General features: G+C 72.8%; 18 protein-coding genes. 15 read left to right on the top strand and 3 right to left on the bottom strand.

Annotation, left to right across the window (positions count from 1 at the left end; genetic code table 11):
• The 3 genes from GH723_RS09455 to GH723_RS09445 all read left to right on the top strand — a co-directional run bounded on the left by GH723_RS09455 (position 1) and on the right by GH723_RS09445 (position 6,167).
• Positions 1 to 1,167 carry a MarP family serine protease gene (locus GH723_RS09455; protein WP_153759410.1) on the top strand — a complete coding sequence of 389 codons (1,167 nt, stop codon included), beginning with the start codon at positions 1 to 3 and terminating at the stop codon, positions 1,165 to 1,167.
• Between the two features lie 68 nt (positions 1,168 to 1,235).
• Positions 1,236 to 2,408, top strand: coding sequence for an ABC transporter ATP-binding protein (locus GH723_RS09450; RefSeq protein ID WP_153759409.1), 1,173 nt, complete (start codon positions 1,236 to 1,238; stop codon positions 2,406 to 2,408).
• A 69-nt stretch (positions 2,409 to 2,477) separates the two neighbouring features.
• Positions 2,478 to 6,167 carry a diguanylate cyclase domain-containing protein gene (locus GH723_RS09445; protein ID WP_153759408.1) on the top strand — a complete coding sequence of 1,230 codons (3,690 nt, stop codon included), beginning with the start codon at positions 2,478 to 2,480 and terminating at the stop codon, positions 6,165 to 6,167.
• Here GH723_RS09445 and GH723_RS09440 read toward each other — a convergent pair.
• The gene (locus tag GH723_RS09440) at positions 6,146 to 7,774 is read right to left on the bottom strand and encodes a carbohydrate ABC transporter permease (RefSeq protein ID WP_153759407.1); all 1,629 of its coding nucleotides are present in this window, start codon (positions 7,772 to 7,774) and stop codon (positions 6,146 to 6,148) included. The genes GH723_RS09445 and GH723_RS09440 overlap by 22 nt on opposite strands.
• A gap of 132 nt (positions 7,775 to 7,906) precedes the next feature.
• On the bottom strand, positions 7,907 to 8,143 hold the full coding sequence (locus GH723_RS09435; protein ID WP_153761160.1) for a ferredoxin: 237 nt from the start codon (positions 8,141 to 8,143) through the stop codon (positions 7,907 to 7,909).
• A gap of 168 nt (positions 8,144 to 8,311) precedes the next feature.
• Between GH723_RS09435 and arc the strand changes: the two genes are divergently transcribed.
• From arc to lepB, 10 genes are read left to right on the top strand one after another with little or no spacing between them, the layout of a single operon-like run.
• A complete protein-coding gene (gene arc, locus GH723_RS09430; RefSeq protein ID WP_195210214.1) occupies positions 8,312 to 10,102 on the top strand; it encodes a proteasome ATPase in 1,791 nt (596 codons plus the stop codon).
• Between the two features lie 40 nt (positions 10,103 to 10,142).
• A complete protein-coding gene (gene dop, locus GH723_RS09425) occupies positions 10,143 to 11,663 on the top strand; it encodes a depupylase/deamidase Dop (RefSeq protein WP_153759406.1) in 1,521 nt (506 codons plus the stop codon).
• Positions 11,664 to 11,675: 12 nt separating this feature from the next.
• Entirely contained in the window at positions 11,676 to 11,870 is a 195-nt protein-coding gene (locus tag GH723_RS19045) for a ubiquitin-like protein Pup (RefSeq protein WP_153759405.1), read from the top strand.
• Positions 11,867 to 12,688, top strand: coding sequence for a proteasome subunit beta (gene prcB / locus GH723_RS09415; protein ID WP_153759404.1), 822 nt, complete (start codon positions 11,867 to 11,869; stop codon positions 12,686 to 12,688). Before GH723_RS19045 ends, prcB begins: the two co-directional genes overlap by 4 nt.
• Positions 12,685 to 13,437, top strand: coding sequence for a proteasome subunit alpha (prcA, locus tag GH723_RS09410; protein ID WP_153759403.1), 753 nt, complete (start codon positions 12,685 to 12,687; stop codon positions 13,435 to 13,437). The genes prcB and prcA overlap by 4 nt, the downstream gene beginning before the upstream one ends.
• A 9-nt stretch (positions 13,438 to 13,446) precedes the next feature.
• Complete coding sequence (gene pafA / locus GH723_RS09405) at positions 13,447 to 14,805, top strand: Pup--protein ligase (RefSeq protein WP_153759402.1); 1,359 nt, start codon at positions 13,447 to 13,449, stop codon at positions 14,803 to 14,805.
• A gap of 2 nt (positions 14,806 to 14,807) precedes the next feature.
• Positions 14,808 to 15,836, top strand: a complete 1,029-nt coding sequence (locus GH723_RS09400; protein WP_153759401.1) for a DUF3866 family protein — start codon at positions 14,808 to 14,810, stop codon at positions 15,834 to 15,836.
• Positions 15,837 to 15,846: 10 nt separating this feature from the next.
• Positions 15,847 to 16,776: a helix-turn-helix transcriptional regulator gene (locus GH723_RS09395; RefSeq protein WP_153759400.1), complete on the top strand. Its 930-nt coding sequence runs from the start codon at positions 15,847 to 15,849 to the stop codon at positions 16,774 to 16,776.
• The gene (locus tag GH723_RS09390) at positions 16,773 to 17,750 is read left to right on the top strand and encodes a helix-turn-helix transcriptional regulator (RefSeq protein ID WP_153759399.1); all 978 of its coding nucleotides are present in this window, start codon (positions 16,773 to 16,775) and stop codon (positions 17,748 to 17,750) included. Before GH723_RS09395 ends, GH723_RS09390 begins: the two co-directional genes overlap by 4 nt.
• Positions 17,747 to 18,409: a signal peptidase I gene (lepB, locus tag GH723_RS09385; protein ID WP_153759398.1), complete on the top strand. Its 663-nt coding sequence runs from the start codon at positions 17,747 to 17,749 to the stop codon at positions 18,407 to 18,409. Before GH723_RS09390 ends, lepB begins: the two co-directional genes overlap by 4 nt.
• Positions 18,410 to 18,427: 18 nt before the next feature.
• Here the strand turns inward: lepB and GH723_RS09380 are convergent, their stop codons facing one another.
• A complete protein-coding gene (locus tag GH723_RS09380) occupies positions 18,428 to 19,156 on the bottom strand; it encodes a glycerophosphodiester phosphodiesterase (protein ID WP_195210213.1) in 729 nt (242 codons plus the stop codon).
• A 157-nt stretch (positions 19,157 to 19,313) separates the two neighbouring features.
• Here GH723_RS09380 and GH723_RS09375 point away from each other — a divergent pair, with 157 nt between their 5' ends.
• Positions 19,314 to 19,643, top strand: coding sequence for a hypothetical protein (locus GH723_RS09375; protein WP_153759396.1), 330 nt, complete (start codon positions 19,314 to 19,316; stop codon positions 19,641 to 19,643).
• Between the two features lie 21 nt (positions 19,644 to 19,664).
• Entirely contained in the window at positions 19,665 to 19,880 is a 216-nt protein-coding gene (locus tag GH723_RS09370; protein ID WP_153759395.1) for a hypothetical protein, read from the top strand.
• The last annotated feature ends 10 nt before the right edge of the window (positions 19,881 to 19,890 follow it).

Below are 19,890 nucleotides of genomic sequence, written 5' to 3'. Positions count from 1 at the left end.
GTGCCGAACCTCTTCGACCTCCTCATCGTCCTCGGCGTCGCGGCGGCGGCCTCTGCGGGGTGGCGGCTGGGCTTCCTCACGCGCGTGGCGTCGTGGTTGGGTGCCGGCGCCGGGCTCCTCGTGGCCCTGCGCGCCCTGCCGTGGGTGGTCGACCGGATCGAGGGCGCGGGCGCGCTCCGCCTCGCCCTCACCGGCGGCGGCGTCATCGTCGCCGGCGTGTCCATCGGCTCCCTCCTCGGCCTCGTGGTCGGCAACCGGCTGCGCTCCGCGGTGTCGGGTGAGGCGCTGAACCCGGTCGACCGCGCCGCGGGGGCGATCGTCGGCGGCCTCGGCGTGCTGGTGGCCGTCTGGCTGCTCGTGCCGCTGATGACGAACTTCTCCGACGTCCCCGCCGAGCAGGCGCGCACGTCGCGGATCGCCAGGGCGATCGAGGACGTCTTCCCCCCGCCGCCCGACGGCGTGCAGGCCCTGCGGCGGGTGATCGGCGCCGACCAGTTCCCCCGGGTGTGGAACGCGCTGCACCCGACCCCCGACCTCGTCGCACCGCCGACCGCCACCGGGCTCGACGAGGAGGCGGCAGCCGCCGTCCGCCGCTCGGTGGTGCGCGTCGAGGGCACGGCGTGCCGGCGCATCCAGCTCGGCAGCGGCTTCGTCGCCGCCGAGGGGCTCGTCGTCACCAACGCCCACGTCGTGGCGGGCCAGGACGACACCTCGGTCGTGAGGGACGACGGCGAGTCGCTCGACGCCACGGTCGTCCACTTCGATCCGGCCACCGATGTCGCGATCCTGCGCGTGCCGGGGCTCGACCGTCCGGCCCTCGCCCTCGTCGAGGGGGAGGTCGGCGACGTGGGCGGCGTGTTCGGCCACCCGAACGGGGGCGACCTCCGCATCGCGCCGTTCGAGCTGGCGCGCCGGGTGACCGCCACCGGCACCGACATCTACGATCGCGACCGGGTGGAGCGCGACGTGCTGTTCGTCGCCACCGAGCTCAGCCCGGGGGACTCGGGTGCGGCGCTCGTGGACGGCGACGGCGAGGTCGTCGGCCTGGCCTTCGCCATCGCGCCGGACACCGACGGGGTGGCCTACGCCCTCTCGACGCCGCAGGTCGTCGCCGCCCTCGACGCGGCCGGTCCCGACGCCGTCGCGACCGACGGCTGCCTGCACTGACGCACCCGCTGCCGGCCGGGCCCGTGCGCTACGGTCGGGAGCCGACGACGAGCGCTCAGGGGGTGCCGGTGGCCGAGGTCGTGCTGGACCAGATCGACAAGGTGTACCCGAACGGGTTCCACGCCGTGCACGAGCTGAGCCTCGAGGTCGAGGACGGCGAGTTCCTCGTCCTCGTCGGCCCGTCCGGCTGCGGCAAGTCGACGGCGCTGCGGATGATCGCCGGGCTGGAGGAGATCACGTCGGGCAAGCTCACCATCGGTGGGCGCATCGTGAACGACGTGCCCCCGAAGGACCGCGACATCGCGATGGTCTTCCAGAACTACGCGCTGTACCCGCACATGACGGTGTTCGACAACATCGGCTTCGCCCTCAAGCTCAAGAAGATGCCGAAGGACGAGATCGACACCCGCGTGCGCGAGGCGGCGCGCATCCTCGAGCTCGAGGAGAACCTGGAGCGCAAGCCGGGCCAGCTCTCGGGCGGCCAGCGCCAGCGCGTGGCCATGGGTCGCGCCATCGTGCGCCAGCCCGCCGCCTTCCTCATGGACGAGCCGCTCTCCAACCTCGACGCCAAGCTCCGGGTCCAGATGCGGGCCGAGATCGCCCGCATCCAGCGCAACCTCGGCGTGACGACCATCTACGTCACCCACGACCAGACCGAGGCCATGACGATGGGCGACCGGGTGGCGGTGCTGAAGGACGGCGTCCTCCAGCAGATCGACGCCCCCCAGACGATGTACGACCGGCCCCACAACCTCTTCGTCGCCGCGTTCATCGGCTCGCCGTCGATGAACCTGTTCGAGTCGCAGCTGACGGGGGACGACGGCAACCTCACGGTCGACATCGGCAGCCAGAAGGTCGCCCTCGACCCGGCGAGCTTCGAGCGGCGCCCGGGCCTGCGGGGCTACGCCGGCCAACGCGTCATCGTCGGCATCCGCCCCGAGGACATCGACGACCTCGAGCTCGACCCCACGATCCCCGAGGATCAGCGGATCCGGGTGGAGATCGAGCTCGTCGAGGCGCTGGGGTCCGAGATCATGGCCCACTTCACGGTCGACGCCCCGGCCGCGGAGACCGGCGACCCCGACGCGGTCGAGGAGGTCGGCTCCGAGCGGGAGACGAAGTGCGTCGCCAAGCTCGATCCGCGCAGCCGCGTCAAGCTGCGCGACACCGTCGAGCTCGGCATCCACACCGCCCGCCTGCACTTCTTCGACCAATCGACGGGCGCCGCGATCTGGGACTGAGGCAGGGACGAACGGCCCAACTTCTGACCGGAGGCTGATCAGAGGGCCGTCGCCGCCGACCTGCCACGTGTGAACGCTCCTGTCGCGGCTCTCGCCGTGCGCCGCGCCATCCCGGCGCTCGGCGCGCTGATCGTGATCGCGGTCCTCGGCGGCATCGCGCTCCGGATCGGATCCGACAACCTGGCGGTCGCCGAGCGCACCCGGTTCGCGTCGCGGGTGCACACGATCGACGGCTTGAAGGAGAACGCCGAGGACGCGAGCGACGCCGAGTCGCTCTCCGACCTCGTCCAGCGGACGCCCTTCGCTCCTGACGACCCCGCGGGCAACGCGGCGCTCCTCGCCTCGCTCCGGACGGGTGAGGACGCGGGCGTCGTGGCCCTGATCGACCGGAGCGGGGAGCTCGTCGCCGCCCAGCCGGACGGCAGCGCACTCACGGCAGAGGACCTCGGCGGCGCGTGGGACGAGGCCCTCTCGGGCCGAGCGGCCACGAGCGACGTCATCGACGTCGACGGCCGCACCGCGGTCGCGACGCTCGTGCCGATCGGGGAGCCCTCGCCGTGGGCGGTCGTCGTCGTCACCCGCGTCGCCGACGGGTCGGTCGGGCAGGCGTTCTTCGAGCAACTGGGGTCGCTCAACGGCGCGCCCGGCGGCTTCGCGGTCGTCGACCGCCGGGGCGTCGCCTACAACGCGTGGTCCGCGGACCGCCTGGGCACCGCCGTCCTCACCCCGCAGGAGGTCGCCGCGCTCTCGCCCGACGAGGTGAGCGGTTGGACGGCGCTGCGCGACGGCGTCGAGCACTCGTACGCCGGCATCGAGCTCCGGGGCGGCTTCGGCCTGGTCTTCGATCAGGAGACCGACCTGCTCTACGGCGACCTGCGCGAGGCCGAGCGGGGCCGGAACCGCACGCTCGTCGTGCTGCTGGTCATCGCCGTGGGCGGGGTGGCCGGGACGCAGTACCTGCGGGAGCGGACCGCCCGCAGGGAGGAGGCGCGCGTGCGTGCGCTCCTGCGCAACAGCCAGGACCTCGTCCTCGTCACCACGGAGACGGGCGTGCTCGGCTTCGTCAGCCCCGCGATCGAGGGCCTGCTCGGCCACGACGCACGCCGGTGGGTCGGCCGGCCGCTGCGCGAGCTGGCACACGAGGCGCACCGCGACGTCCTCGACCGGCTCCTCGCCGAGCCCGGGCGGGGACCGCTGCACGACGTCGAGCTGCTCGCCGCCGACGGCACCCGACGGTGGTTCGACGTCGAGGCGCGCGACCTGCGCGACGATCCCGACGTCGGTGGGATCCTCCTCACGTGCCACGAGGTGGGGGCGCGCAAGGAGCTCCAGGACGAGCTGCTGCACCAGACGACGCACGACCGGCTGACGGGGCTGCCGAACCGGCCGCTCCTCGGCCAGCGCCTCGACGAGCTCCTCGCCGCGGGGCCGGTCCGGTCCGTCGCCCTCCTGTACATCGACCTCGACCGGTTCAAGCCGGTCAACGACACGCTCGGCCACGACGCCGGCGACGCCGTGCTCGAGACGGTCGCACGGCGGCTCCGCGCCGTCGCCGGCCCCGCGGCATGGCCGGCGCGCCTCGGTGGCGACGAGTTCGTCGTGGTCGCCGAGGGCATGGACGAGGACGCGGCCCGACAGCTCGCGGAGGCGCTCCGCACCTCGCTGCGCGCCCCGATCGCCGTCGGGACGAACATCGTGCACATCGACGCCAGCGTCGGGCTCGCGGTCGTCCGGGACGAGGACGACGTCCTCACCGCCGACCAGCTGATCCGCATCGGCGACGAGGCGATGTACGAGGCCAAGCGGCTCGGTCGGGGCTCGGTCGTCGCGGCATCGGAGGAGGCCTTCGTCGCCCCGCCGCCCCTGTCGGTGCACGTCGTCCCGTCCGCCGCGGTCGATGGATGCCCCTCCGCACAGGCGACGACCGAGGAGGAGACCCGGTCGGGTCCGCCGGGCCCGACCGGTGGGCCGGCGGCCAGTCGACGGCTCGTCGCCAGCGCACCCGTCGTCGTCGCTGCGCTGCTCGTGGCGCTCATCGGTTGGTTCGGGCTCCGCCAGACCGACGAACGGCGCGTCGCCGCCGAGGAGGAGCGCGTCGAGCAGCAGAGCCGCTTCGTGGTGCGCGCCGCGGCGTTCTACTCCGACGCCTACGCGGCCGAGCACCTCACGGGCACCGTCACGTCGGCCCCCTGGTCCCTGGATGGGGGACCGGTCGACGCGGCCGTCCTCGAGGCCTTCGCCACCTCCGATCGCATGGGCGAGGGTGCCACCGCCCTGCTCCTCTCCCCGGGCGGCGACGTCGTCGCCTCCTTCCCGGCTGATCACCCCGCCGCGGTCGGTGCCGACCACCCCGCATGGCCCCGCGTCCTCGACGGCCACGCCCAGCAGCTGGCCTCGGTCGCCGACGCCGACACGCCGCGGAGCTACTACCTGGTGCCGATCGAGCGGGAGGGCGAGGTGGCCGGGGTCCTGGCCCTCGGCCTGTCCCTCCGCGACGGTCCGAGCCAGGCGGCGTTGCAGCAGGGAGGGTCGTCAGGGCAGCCGAACGGTGGTTGGTCGCTGCTCTCGGCGGACGGCCGCGTCTACGCCTCGTGGGATCCGGACCTGATCGGGACGCAGCTCGCCGATCCCGCCGACCTCGCCGAGATCGAGGTCGACGACGTCGCCGACCTGTCCTCGGAGGGCACCTTCGCCGCGGTCTCGCCGATGACGTCGTCCTACGAGCGCACGTACCTGGCGTTCTCCGTGCCCGAGGACGAGTTCTTCGCCGACCTGCGTGTCGGCACGACCCGGCGCGACCTCAGCTACGGCGGCGTGCTCGCCGCCACGATCCTCGGCCTGGCGGTGTCCAACCACCGTCGCGAGCGTGCGGTGCGCCGGTCCGAGGCGCGCCTGACCGCGCTGCTGCGCAACGCCCACGACCTCATCCTCGTGCTCGACGGGCGCGGGGACGTCCGCTTCATCAGCTCGGCCGTCGAGCACCTCCTCGGGTACCCGCCCGGCTTCCGGCTCGGGTCCGGCCTGATCGACCTGGTCCACCCCGACGACCGCGACCGGATCGTGGACCTTCTCGTGGGGAGCCGACGGTCCGGAGCAGGCGGCGCGACCGACATCCGCGTCGAGGACGCCGCCGGACGGTGGCGGTGGTTCGACGTCCACGCCAGCGACCTGCGCCACCACGCCGAGGTGCGGGGCCTCCTGCTGACCTGCCACGACGTCACGGTGCGGCACGGGCTCCAGGAGCGGCTGCGTGAGCAGTCCCGTCGTGACCCGCTGACCGGGCTGCCCAACCGGCGACGCCTCGGCGAGTCGCTCGAGGAGCTGTCGGTCGGCATCGGCGAGCGGTTCGCCGTGCTCTTCGTCGACCTCGACGACTTCAAGCCGGTCAACGACACCTTGGGGCACGACGCCGGCGACGAGGTGCTCCGCGTCATCGCCACCCGCTTCGACGACAACGTCCGGTCGCGTCCCGGTGGACGTCCCGACGACCTCGTCTGCCGCCTCGGGGGCGACGAGTTCGCCATCCTGCTGCGCGACGTGGACGACGCCGCCGCGAGCGTCGTGGCCGACCGCCTCACCGAGGTGGCGGCGGCGCCGATCGACGTCGGTGGCCGAGAGGTGCGGGTGAGCGCCTCGATCGGCGTCGCGCTGTCGCACCCGGCGAGCGAGGACCCCACCGCCGCGGTGCAGCGGGCCGACCAGGCGATGTACCGCGCGAAGGCGACCGCCCCGGGCAGCTACGCGGTGACCTCGCTCTGAGCGTCGGGCGTCCGGGTGGCGACGTCGAGGAGGCGACGCCACGTCGAGAGGACGACGACGACGGGGACGAGGGCGGCCACGACGCCCGCCGCCGCCACGAGGTGCAGCTCCTCGCCACGGCGCGACACGAGCTCGGCGAGCTGCAGCGTCACCGGTCGCACGGTGGCCTCGGTGCCGCCGAGGACGGTGCCACCGACGAGCAGGTCGCTCCAGGCGACCACGAACGGCACGGCCGCCAGCGCCACCACGTCGCCCGGCGCCCGTCGCGCTGGTCGGCTGCGGACGTCGAGCAGGGCGACGATCGGGGAGGTGAGCGCCGCCAGCACGAGCCAGACGAGGCCGAGCCGGACGGCGGTGACGTCGACGTCCGCCGCCAGGCGCGCCACCGGCAGGACGACGGCGACGGCCGGGAGGAGCACCAGGGCGACCAGCGCCGTGCGCCGCCGACGGTCGTCGGCACCGCCCCGAACCTCCATGCCACGCCCGATCAGCAGACCGGCCGCGAGGGCGAGGGCGGTGGCGGGGACGGCGACGAGCAGCGAGTCGAGGACGGCGGGCCACATGCCGCCGACGTCGGGGTCGAGTGCGGCCTGCAGCGAGGTCGGGTCGAGGTCGGGGGAGGTCGGCCAGGTCCACCAACCGGAGCTGGCGACGTCCTCGGCGGGCCGGGCGGCGTCGAGCACGAGGCCGACGACCGGGAGCAGCGCGAGGACGACCACCACCCAGGCCGCCGCCGTGCGCAGCCCGTCACGTCGGTCGCCGGTCGCGTCGCGCGAGCGGCGCCGGTGGCGACCCCGCCGGCCGGTGCCCGCGCCGGCGTGTGGGCCGCCGCGGCGGCCGAGGACCCACCAGCCGACCGCCCCGAGGGCGAGGGAGATCACCACGACGAGGGAGGCCAGGGCGGCACCGCGGCCGGGCTGCGACGCCACCAGCGAGAGGTCGACGGCGCGGGTGGCCGGCACGTGGGTGCCGAAGGAGCCCGACGTCGCGACCCACACGAGGTCGAAGCTGCGCGCCGCCACGACCGCGGCGACGACGGCGACCAGCGCTCCGGTGGGCCGCAGCTCCACGACGAGGTCGTGCGGCGACCGGCGGGTCGGTCCTCCCGCCCCCTGGTCGAGCCGGGCGAGGAGGAGCGCCGTCGCCGGCCCTGCGAGCACCCAGACGAGGGACGTCGCGAGCACGACCGTGTTGACGAGCGGCTCCTGGGTGAGCCAGGCGACGGGGGAGAGCCCCACCGTCGTCAGCACCTCGTTCACCAGGCCGACCTGGCCGCGTCCGTCCGGGCGGAACGCGAACGTCGCCCTCCAGACCACGGCGACGGTCGCGAGCGTCGAGGCCGCCGGGACGAGGAGGAGCGACGTCAACCAGGCCCGGCGCCGGAGCGGAGCGAGCAGCCAGGTGAGGAACCCGGCGACCACCACCGTGCCGAGCGTGACGCCCACGATCCACACCGCGGCGTTGACGACCGTCGACGTCGCCGAGCCGACGAGCCACGAGGCGCCGGACAGGGAACGCACGAGCGTCCAGGCCGTCGGGACGACGAGCAGCGCGGCGACGAGCAACGTCGTGCCGGTGCCGGCGCGCGCCGCAGGTCGATCTCGCATCCGTTCCTCCTCGTGGGGCGACGCCACCGGGTCGGCGTCGCCGGGACGCCATGGTGGCCCATGACGCGACGAGGAGGGTCGACGCCGTGGCGTCCACCCTCCTCGAACTGCGACCGGACGTCGGTCAGCGGATCACTCGACCTCGATGAAGATGCACTCCCCGGGGCACTCCTCGGCCGACTCGATGACGGCGTCCTCCTGGCCGGCCGGCACGTTGGCCAGGCCCTCGGGGCCACCCGGGTCGGAGTACACCTTCGAGCCCTCCTTCACGTAGGCCAGCCCGTCGTCGAGCAGGGTGAAGACGTCGGGGGCGATCTCCTCGCAGAGACCGTCGCCGGTGCAGAGATCCTGGTCGATCCAGACCTTCATGCCCATGGGAGTGGCACCTCGCTGTGGTGGTTTGGGGGGCTGCCGCCGCAGCGTCGAGGCTGCCGCGGGTCGTGGGGGCAGTGTAGCCGCAACCGGGAATAAACACGGAAATCGGCAGGGAAACCCGGCGGCGCCCGCTCTCGGGGTCATCCGTGTAGGTTCGACCTCGTGGATGACGAGAGCGTCGACCGCCCCGCCGAGCAGCCCCAGGAGCTCGCAGCCCGGCTCGCCCACGCGGACCTCGCCGAGCTGCGCGAGATCGCGTCGGCCTACGAGGAGGAGGTCGGCAACCTGCGCCGCCGCCTGCAGGACGCGCCCAAGCGCGTCCGCACGCTCGAGGAGCGGGTGCTCGAGACCAAGGGCCAGCTGGCGCAGGCCATCTCCCAGAACGAGAAGCTCACCTACACCCTGCGCGAGGCGCGAGAGCACATCGCCGCCCTGCGCGAGGAGGTCGAGAAGCTCACGCAGCCGCCGTCGGCGTACGGCACCTACCTCGGCCACAACGACGACGGCACCATCGACGTCCACTCCGGCGGGCGCAAGATGCGCGTCGAGCTCCACCCCGAGCTCCGTGACGTCGAGCTGTCCCGCGGCCAAGAGGTCGTGCTCAACGAGTCGCTCAACGTCGTGCTCGCCCGCGGACCCGAGGGCACCGGTGAGGTCGTCACCCTGAAGGAGGTGCTCGCCGACGGTCGCCGGGCCCTCGTCGTCGGCCGGGCCGACGAGGAGCGCGTCGTCGACATCGTCGAGGGGCTCGACGTCCAGCGGCTGCGCTCGGGCGACACGATGCTGTTCGACCCGCGCTCGGGCCTGGTGCTCGAACGGCTGCCCCGACCGGAGGTCGAGGAGCTCGTGCTCGAGGAGGTGCCCGACATCTCCTACGCCGACGTCGGCGGCCTCGACCAGCAGATCGAGGCCATCGTCGACGCCGTCGAGCTGCCCTTCCTCCACCAGCGGCTCTTCGCCGAGTACCGACTGCCCGCCCCGAAGGGGATCCTGCTGTACGGGCCGCCCGGGTGCGGCAAGACGCTCATCGCCAAGGCCGTGGCCAACTCGCTCGCCACGAAGGTCGCCGAGGTCAGCGGCGACCACGAGGCCCGCAGCTACTTCCTCAACATCAAGGGCCCCGAGCTGCTCAACAAGTACGTCGGCGAGACCGAGCGCCAGATCCGCCTCGTCTTCCAGCGGGCCCGCGAGAAGTCGGAGGAGGGCTGGCCCGTCATCGTGTTCTTCGACGAGATGGAGTCGCTCTTCCGTACCCGTGGCACCGGCATCAGCTCCGACATGGAGTCGACGATCGTGCCCCAGCTCCTCGCCGAGATCGACGGCGTCGAGACCCTGAAGAACGTCATCGTCATCGGCGCCTCCAACCGTGAGGACCTCATCGACCCCGCCATCCTCCGGCCGGGCCGCCTCGACGTGAAGATCAAGATCGAGCGTCCCGACGAGACGTCGGCGGCCTCGATCTTCGCCCGCTACCTCACCTCCGACCTGCCGATCGACGCCGACGAGATCGCGTCCCGGGGCGGCGGCGACCCGGAGAAGGCCGTCCGCTCGATGATCGAGGACACCGTCGAGCAGATGTACCGCGCCGACGAGGCGAACCAGTTCCTCGAGGTCACCTACCAGAACGGTGACAAGGAGATCATGTACTTCAAGGACTTCTCGTCCGGGGCCATGATCGAGAACATCGTGCGCCGGGCGAAGAAGCTGGCGATCAAGCGGGTCATCGAGGGCGGGCCGCCCGGCATCCGCACCGACGACCTGCTCGCCTCGATCCGCCAGGAGTACAAGGAGCACGAGGACCTCCCGAACACCACCAACCCCGACGACTGGGCGAAGATCTCGGGCAAGAAGGGCGAGCGGATCGTCTACGTCCGCACCCTGGTGCAGAAGGAGCGGGAGGAGCCCGAGGGCGGCCGCGCCATCGAGCGCGTCGCCACCGGCCAGTACCTCTAGTCGCGGCGGGTCGTTCGTCCCCCACAGGTAGGGTCACGACGTGGCCACGCGCAAGATCGTCGGGATCGAGACCGAGTACGGGATCGTCGTCCGGGGCGCGGACGACTCCAACCCGATCGCGGCCTCCTCGACGCTCATCAACGCGTACATCGCGGCCACCACGCCGCCCCGAGCCGGCCGCACGGCGCCGGTCGGGTGGGACTTCGAGGACGAGTCCCCCGGCAACGACGCGCGGGGCGACGCCTCCTCGCTCGGCTCGCTCGCACCCGAGGTCGAGACGCACCTCGTCAACACCGTGCTCACCAACGGCGCCCGGTACTACGTCGACCACGCCCACCCCGAGCTCTCCACGCCGGAGTGCGGCGACGCCCTCGACGTGGTGCGCTACGACCGGGCCGCCGAGCTGATCCTCCGGCGCTCGATGGCCGCGGCGTCGTCGAGCCTCCCACCGGGCCAGGAGATCGTCGTCTACAAGAACAACAGCGACGGCAAGGGCAACTCCTACGGCTGCCACGAGAACTACCTGATGGACCGGCTCGTGCCGTTCGGGCGCGTGGTCACCCACATCACCCCGCACTTCGTCACGCGCCAGATCTTCGGCGGCGCGGGCAAGGTCGGGTCCGAAGTCCCGGGCATCGGACGCGACGAGGTCCCGTTCCAGATCACCCAGCGCGCCGACTTCTTCGAGGAGGAGGTCGGGCTCGAGACGACCCTCAAGCGGCCGATCGTCAACACCCGCGACGAGCCGCACGCCGACGCCCAGAAGTACCGGCGGCTCCACGTCATCGTGGGCGACGCCAACATGGCCCAGCTGGCCACCTTCCTGAAGGTCGGGACCACGTCGATCGTCCTCGCGATGATCGAGGACGACTGGCTCGAGCGCGAGATCCGCTTCGCCGCGCCCGTGCAGGCCCTCCGCCACGTCTCCTACGACCTCGGCCTCCGGCGTCCCCTGCCGCTGGCCGACGGCACGACCACGACGGCGCTCGAGGTGCAGTGGCACCTCCTCGAGCGGGCCCGCGCCTACGCCGCGGCACGCGGGCTCGACGTCGTGGGGGAGGAGGTCGGCAAGCAAGTCCTCGTCCGGTGGGAGGAGGTCCTCACCGACCTGGAGGCCGACCCGATGCGGCTCGCCGACCGCCTCGACTGGCCGGCCAAGCTGTCGCTCATCGAGCGCTACCGCGAGCGCGACGGCCTCGACTGGGACCACCCCCGCCTGGCCGCGCTCGACCTCCAGTACCACGACCTGCGCGTCGAGCGTTCGCTCGCCTCCCGCCTCGGCCTCGAGCAGCTGGTCGACGACGCGTCGGCCACCGCCGCCATCGAGGAGCCGCCGGAGGACACCCGCGCCTACTTCCGCGGCACCTGCCTCCGCCGCTGGCGCGACTCGGTCGTCGCGGCCAACTGGGACTCGATGGTCTTCGACGTCGGGCAGGACCCGCTGCGGCGCATCCCGATGATGGAACCGTCCCGTGGAACGCGCGCCCACGTCGGTAGGTTGTTGGAGCGTTGCGAGACCCCCGCCGAGCTCGTGGAGCAGCTGGGGTCGTCCGATCGATGAGTGAGGTCCTCGATGGCAGAGCGTGAACAGATCAAGAAGCCGGCGCCGAGCCGGGACGAGGCCGAGGTCGCCGAGGCGCCGGCCAAGTCCGAGTCCGGCGAGAAGATCAAGGCGGAGCTCGACGACCTGCTCGACGAGATCGACGAGGTCCTCGAGACCAACGCCGAGGAGTTCGTGAAGTCGTACATCCAGAAGGGCGGCGAGTGACCTTCCCGTTCTTCGCCGCCTCCGAGGACCCCGGCCCGAGCTTCACCTCGCTGCTCCGCGCCACGGGCCACCGCCCGCCGGTGATCGAGGGCGACCTCGACGGGCGCCTGCCGATCACCCACGGCACCACCGTCGTCGCCATCCGCTACGCGGACGGGGCGGTGATGGCCGGTGACCGACGGGCCACCTCGGGCCACCTCATCTCGCACCGGACCATCGAGAAGGTGTTCCCGGCCGACCGCCACTCGGGGGTCGCCATCGCCGGCGCCGCCGGCCCCGCGGTCGAGATGGTGAAGCTCTTCCAGCTCCAGCTCGAGCACTACGAGAAGGTCGAGGGGTCGGCGCTGTCGCTCGAGGGCAAGGCCAACCAGCTCTCGCAGATGGTGCGCAACCACCTGCCCGCGGCCATGCAGGGACTGGCCGTCGTGCCGCTGTTCGCGGGCTACGACGTCCGGCGGGGGACGGGTCGGCTGTTCCAGTACGACGTCACCGGCGGCCGCTACGAGGAGAGCAACCACGCGGCCACGGGGTCGGGCAGCCTCCACGCCGGCACCGTCGTCAAGCTCGGTTGGCGCGACGGCATGAGCCGCGAGGACGCCATCGACCTCGCCATCTCCGCCCTGTTCCAGGCCGCCGACGAGGACTCCGCCACCGGCGGACCCGACCTCGTCCGGGGCATCTTCCCCACGATCGCCACCATCACGAGCGACGGCTTCGTCCGGGTGCCCGAGGAGGAGGTCGGCGACCGGTTCCGCCGGCTGATCTCCGACCTCACGGTCCCCGGTACGCTCGGCGGCACGGAGGGCACCGCGTCGTGAGCATGCCGTTCTACGTCGCACCCGAGCAGGTCATGAAGGACCGGGCCGACTACGCCCGCAAGGGCATCGCCCGTGGCCGGTCGCTCGTCGCGCTCGCCTGCGAGCCCGGCATCCTGATGGCCGCCGAGAACACCCAGCGCCTGCGGAAGATCTCCGAGATCCACGACCGCATCGGCTTCGCGGGGGTCGGCAAGTACAACGAGTTCGACTCCCTTCGCATCGCCGGTGTCCGCCACGCCGACCTGAAGGGCTACGCCTACAGCCGCGAGGACGTCGACGCGCGGTCGCTCGCCAACCAGTACGCCCAGATCCTCGGCCAGGTCTTCACCCACGAGATGAAGCCGATGGAGGTCGAGATCCTGGTCGCCGAGGTCGGCCGCGAACCGGGCGCCGACCTGATGTTCCGCATCCTCTACGACGGCACCATCGTCGACGAGTCGCGCCTCACGGTGCTCGGTGGCGACGCCGAGGTGATCGGCCAGCGGCTGGTCGACGACTGGACCGAGGGGCTCGACCTCGCAGGAGCGCTGTCGGTGGCCCGGGCCGCTCTCGCCGGGCCCGACCGCACCCTCGCGAGCGGCGACCTCGAGGTCGCGCTGCTCGACCGCCGGGCCGAGCGCCGGGCCTTCCGCCGCATCGAGGGCCCGGAGCTCGAGGACCTGCTCGCCGCCGATCGCCGCCCGCAGCCCGAGACGGCGACGGACGAGCCGGTGGGGGACGACCACCCGGGGCCCGACGCCGACGGATAGCGTGACCACATGGAACGCCGGATCTTCGGGCTGGAGAACGAGTACGGCGTCACCTGCACCCTCCGCGGCCAGCGCCGACTGAGCCCCGACGAGGTCGCCCGGTACCTGTTCCGCCGCGTCGTCTCCTGGGGACGCAGCTCGAACGTCTTCCTCGCCAACGGCGCCCGCCTGTACCTCGACGTCGGCTCCCACCCCGAGTACGCCACCCCCGAGTGCGACTCGGTCCACGACCTGATCGTCCACGACAAGGCGGGGGAGCGGATCCTCGAGCAGCTGCTCGTCTCGGCCGAGCAGCGGCTCCGCGAGGAGGGCATCCGCGGCGACATCTACCTGTTCAAGAACAACACCGACTCCGCCGGCAACAGCTACGGCTGCCACGAGAACTACCTGACGAGCCGCGGCGACGAGCTGAACCACTACGCCGAGGTGCTCATCCCGTTCCTCGTCAGCCGCCAGATCTACGCCGGCGCAGGCAAGGTCCTGCAGACGGCGCGCGGCGCCACCTACTGCGTCAGCCAGCGGGCCGAGCACATCTGGGAGGGCGTGTCCTCGGCGACCACGCGCTCCCGCCCGATCATCAACACCCGCGACGAGCCCCACGCCGACTCCGAGCGCTACCGGCGCCTCCACGTCATCGTCGGCGACTCGAACATGAGCGAGTACACGGCGTTCCTGAAGGTCGGGGCCGCCGCCATCCTCCTCCGGATGCTCGAGGACCCGTCGGTGGTGCTGCGCGACATGACCCTCGAGAACCCGATCCGGGCCATCCGCGAGATCAGCCACGACACGTCCTGCACGCGGACGGTCCGCCTGGCGAACGGCCGCGAGGTGTCGGCCCTCGACATCCAGAGCGAGTACCTCGAGCGGGCCCTCCGGTACGCCGAGACCCGTGGCATGTCGCCGGAGGAGAAGCTCGTCCTCGAGATGTGGGAGCACTGCCTCACCGCCCTCGCCGACGACCCGATGCAGCTCGACCGCGAGGTCGACTGGGTGATCAAGGCCCACCTCGTCGAGGCCTACCGGGCCCGGCACGACTGCGAGCTGGGCGACCCGCGCGTGGCGCTCGTCGACCTCCAGTACCACGACGTCGACCGCCAGCGCGGCCTCTTCTACAAGATGCAGGACAAGGGCCTGGTCGAGCGCATCTGCACCGACGCCGAGATCAACCACGCCGTCGAGCACCCGCCGGAGACCACCCGTGCCCGCCTGCGGGGCGAGTTCATCCGGCGGGCGAAGGAGCGCAAGCGCGACTACACGGTCGACTGGGTACACCTGAAGCTGAACGACCAGGCGCAGCGCACCGTCCTCTGCAAGGACCCCTTCCGCTCCCACGACGAGCGGGTCGAGAAGCTGATCGCGTCCCTCTAGCCGTGCCGAGCTTCCGCACCGGCACGGTCGTCGAGGTCCTCTCCGAGCGACGCGGCATCCAGCGCCTCACGGTCGACCTCGGGGGCCCGGCGCCCGAGCGCGCCTACGCGCTGGTCGACCTCGTCGGTCCCGTCGCACCCGGCGACGGCGTCGTGGTCAACACCACCGCGGTCGACCTCGGCCTCGGCACCGGCGGCTGGCACGTCGTGCACTGGAACCTGGCCCGGGAGAGCTGGAGCCGGCCCGGTCCCGGCCACATCGTGAAGCTGCGCTACACCAGCCTCCAGGCCGACGTCGGCGCCGCCGAGGAGGCGCATCCCGACCTGCCGGCGACGCTCGACGGCACGCCGGTCGTGGCCTGCGGCCTGCACAGCCAGGTCGGGGTCGTCGCCGCGTCCATCGCGGCCGCCCGACCGGGCACCCGCGTCGCCTACGTGATGACCGACGGCGCCGCGCTCCCGCTCGCCCTGTCCGACCTGGTCGGCGCGCTGGTCGACGCCGGGCTCGTCCACACCACCGTCACGACTGGACACGCCATCGGCGGCGACCTGGAGGCGGTGTCGCTGCCCTCGGCGCTCGTGCTCGCGCGCCACGTCGCCGGCGCCGAGGTCGTCGTCGTGGGGATGGGACCGGGGGTGGTCGGCACCGGCACCGCGCTCGGGACGACCGGTGTCGAGGTGGCGTCGATCGTCGACGCCGCGGCCGCGCTTGGCGGTCGGCCGGTCGTGTGCGCACGGGCCAGCGACGGTGACGCTCGCCAGCGCCACCGGGGACTGAGCCACCACACGGTCACCGCCCTGGGCCTGGCGCGCACTGCCGCCGACGTCGCCGTCGCCCGGGGGAGCGGGCTCGAGGTCCCTCCACCTCATCGTCAGGTCGAGGTCGAGGTACCCGACGTCGCCGCCCTCCTCGACGACCTCGACCTCAGGATCACGACGATGGGCCGCGGACCGGACGCCGACCCGCTGTTCTTCCGCACCGCGTCCGCGGCGGGGATCGTGGCCACGGGCCTCCTCGACGGCGGTCGGTAGAGTCGCCGCCGTGCAGAAGCTCGAGCGCCTGCTCAACCTCACCGCGGTCCTGCTCCACAGCGGGCGCCCGCTGTCGGCTGCCGAGCTGCGCGACCGCGTGCCGGGCTACCCGGAGGGCGACGCCGCCTTCCACCGGGCGTTCGAGCGCGACAAGGACGACCTGCGCGAGATGGGCATCCCGCTCGACCTGGTCGAGATCCCCGGCGCCGACCCACCGCTCGACGGGTACCGCATCCCGCGCGACCAGTACTACCTCCCCGACCTCGGGTTGGAGCCCGACGAGCTCACAGCGCTGCAGCTCGCCGCCTCGGCCGTGCAGCTCGACGGCGTCGAGGGCATCGAGGCGCTCTGGAAGCTCGGCGGGGCGACGGGCGTCGGCGAGGTGGCACCGGCGACGGCGTCGATCCCCACCGACCCTCGCCTCGCGCCGCTCTTCGACGCCGTGTCCCGCCGGGCGACCTGCCGGTTCACCTACCGCGACGAGGTGCGGGAGGTGCACCCCTACGGCATCGTGTTCCAGCGCGGCCACTGGTACCTCCGGGGCTTCGACGTCGGCCGGGACGATCGGCGCACCTACCGGGTCGACCGGATCCAGGGCGACGTCACGCTCGGCGCCGCCGGGGCGTTCGAGCCGCCCGAGTCCGACGACGACGAGGTCGTGGCCGAGGGCTGGCGGCTGGCGATCGATCCGCCCGTCCGGTGCCGCCTGCTCGTCGACGCCAGCCACGCCGCGATCGCCCTCGCCCACCTCGGCGCCGACGCCGACCAGGTCGAGTCGCGTCCCGACGGCGCCGTCGTGGTCGAGCTGACCGTCACCAACCGCAGCGCGTTCCGCGGCATGGTCCTCACCTACCTCGAGCACGCCGAGATCCTCGAGCCCCCCGAGCTGCGCGACGACCTCGTCGCCTGGTTGCGCGACGTCCCGGGCGTGGCGTCGTGAGCCGGCCGACGGCGGGGGAGCGGGTGCGCCGGCTCCTGGCGCTCATCCCCTGGCTCACCGCCCACTCACCTGCACCGGTCGAGGAGGTCTGCCGCCGGTTCGGCATCACCCGTGCCGCGCTCCTGGCCGACCTCGAGGTCCTGCCCTTCGTCGGCGTCCCGCCGTACACGCCCGACACGATGATCGACGTCGACATCGACGACGCCGGTCTGATCTCGGTCCGGCTGGCCGAGCCCTTCGACCGGCCGCTGCGGCTCACGGCCCCGCAGGCGCTGGCCCTGGTCGCGGCTGGTCGCACGATCCGCGACGTGCCGGGCGCCGACCCCGGGGACCCCCTGCAGCGTGCGTTGGCCAAGGTCGCGACAGCTCTCGGCATCGACCCCGAGCGGGTGCAGATCGAGCTCGGCGACGCCGAGGAGCGCATCCTCGACGAGCTGGGACGGGCGGCCACGACGTGCCACCAGGTCGAGATCGACTACCTCTCCTTCGGCACCGACGAGCGCACCCGTCGTGTCGTCGACCCGCATCGCCTCTACGCCGACCGCGGCAACTGGTACCTCGTCGGGTGGTGCCACCGCTCCGAGGACGTCCGCGTCTTCCGGGTCGACCGGATCGACGACGTCGTCGTCCTCGACGCCACGTTCGAGGCGCCGGAGGTCCCGGACACGCTCGCCGTCTACCGGCCGTCGAGCGACGACCCCCGCGTCACCTTGCGACTCGACCCCTCGGCGCGCTGGGTCGTCGAGCAGTACCCGCACGAGCACCTGGAGGAGCGTCCTGACGGACGCCTCGACGTCACGCTCGCGGTGAGCGCACGCCGGTGGCTCGAGCGGCTCCTGCTGCGGCTCGGGCCGGCGGCCGAGGTCGTCACCGCCGACGGCGACCTGCCCGACGCGGGTGCCGACGCCGCGCGCCGGGTCCTGCGCCGCTACGGCGGGGCTCCCGGGGCCGACGGGTACAGTCGGCCCGGATGACGAACCAGCCGTTCGGCCCCGAGGGCCACGATCCTCTCGAGCGCCGAGACGGGGATGCGGTGCCCGGGGCGGCCTTCCGGGCCCGGCGCGATGACGAGCTGCTGGCCTCCGCGCCCCGCACCCGCCGCAAGCAGCGGAGCCCGGTGCGCAACCTCATCGAGTGGCTGCTCGTCATCGGCGGCGCCCTCGTCGTGGCGCTCGTCATCAAGACGTTCCTCTTCCAGGCGTTCTACATCCCGTCCGAGTCGATGGAACCGACGCTCACCCGGGGCGACCGGGTCCTCGTCAACAAGCTGAGCGACGACCTCGGCGGGATCGATCGCGGCGACGTCATCGTGTTCCACCGCCCCCCGAACGAGCCGCCGAGCGAGATCGACGACCTCATCAAGCGCGTGGTCGGACTGCCGGGGGAGACCGTCGAGGGGCGCGACGGCCGCGTCTGGGTGGACGGTGCTCCGCTCGAGGAGCCCTACCTCGCCGACGGGGTGCTCACCGACCCCTTCGCGCCGATCGAGGTGCCCGAGGGCGGCGTCTTCGTCATGGGCGACAACCGCGGCAACTCCCGGGACAGCCGCGTGTTCGGACCGATCGACGAGGAGCTCATCGTCGGGCGGGCCTTCGTCACGGTCTGGCCGCTCGGACGGCTCGGCGGGCTCTGACCCACCACGCCGCCGGCGTCAGGCCGTCGCGGCGTCGATGCTCTCCATCAGCACGTCGACGTGGTCGCTGAACACGCCGTCGATGCCCATCGCCACGACGTCGCGGATCACCCGTTCGAACTGGGCGTCCCAGGCGAACGCGTAGCGGTCAAAGCGGTGGAAGAGCGTCGTCAGGCCACCCGTCCAGTCGGCGTGGTGCATGTTGATGGCGTCGATGTCGCGCGCGGCGAGCGTGGCGGCGCGCCGCTCGGGGCCTTCCTTGATGCGGGCGAGGCGGGTGGAGTCGACGAGGCGGACGCGCCCGTCGAGCGCACGCCACGACGAGAGCAGGTCCAGGTCGTCGTGGCAGAGCCACAGCCGCCCGAGCGCGACGTCGCCGGCGGCGCGGGCGACCTCGAGGACGCGGGGCACCGCGGCTGGGTCCTTCACGTCGAGGGAGACCTCGAGGTCGGAGCCGCAGGCCTCGTACAGCTCGGCCAGCGTGGGGATGTGGGACGGCAGCTCCGCCCGGCGGACGTCCAGGATCCGGGTCCGCCGCCGGAAGCGCAGGAGCGAGCCGAACATGCCGTCGTGGTCGAGCACCGCCTCGCCGTCGGCGGTGAGCCACACGTCGCTCTCGAGCCCGGTGGCGCCGAGCCGTCGGGCGAGGCGGAACGCCTCCAGCGTGTTCTCGGGCGCGTGGGCACGTGCGCCGCGGTGGGCGAAGCCGATGGGCGGGGTGCGGAGCGAGGGCAGTCGGGTCGGCACGGGGGGCCATCTTCGCCGGTGACCCCACCATCCCGCCATCGGCGGCGCCGGCGCGCGATCGTGCTCAAGGTCGACGGCGGACCGGTCGATGCAACGCCAGACCGCGGATGGAGGACCGATGGCGACGATCCGAGCGAGCTGTGATACGTGCGGCGACGTGGAGTTCCCCACGACCGACGTGCGCGTCCACGCCCCCGAGGACGGGGGGGCCGGCACCTACGCGTTCTCGTGCCCGGGCTGTCGCAGCACGGTCGTGCGCACCGCCGAGCGACCGGTCATGGACCTGCTGATCGCCGCCGGCGTGGCCTTCACGACCTGGCGTCGGCCGGCGGAGCTCGTCGAGCGGGAGTCCGAGGTCCGCGAGGAGCCGCTGACCCACAACGACCTGCTCACCTTCCACGAGCAGATCGCCGACGACGCCGTGCTCGAGGCCGCCCTCGCCGCGATCATCGATCCGCAGTCCGGCGGGAGCGAAGCGGCTCGCTGAGACGTCGCTAGCCTCGCGTCCGTGGACCTCACCTGGGTCGCGCCGCTCGCGTCGCTCCTGCTCGCCATCGGTGCCCTCGGCTGGACCGCCCGCCGGATCGGGCGCGAGCTCGTGTTGACCTCCGAGCGGCTGGAGCAGCTCGACGTCGCCCGCCGCGACCTGACGCTGGCGACCCGAGAGGTGGCGGCGTCGATCGGGCGCGGACCCGCCGCGGGGTCGTCCGGCCCCCACCGGTAGACTCGGGCCG

Source organism: Actinomarinicola tropica (assembly GCF_009650215.1).
Classification (GTDB): Bacteria; Actinomycetota; Acidimicrobiia; order Acidimicrobiales; family SKKL01; genus Actinomarinicola; species Actinomarinicola tropica.
This window is presented reverse-complemented; position numbering and strand designations above follow the sequence as displayed.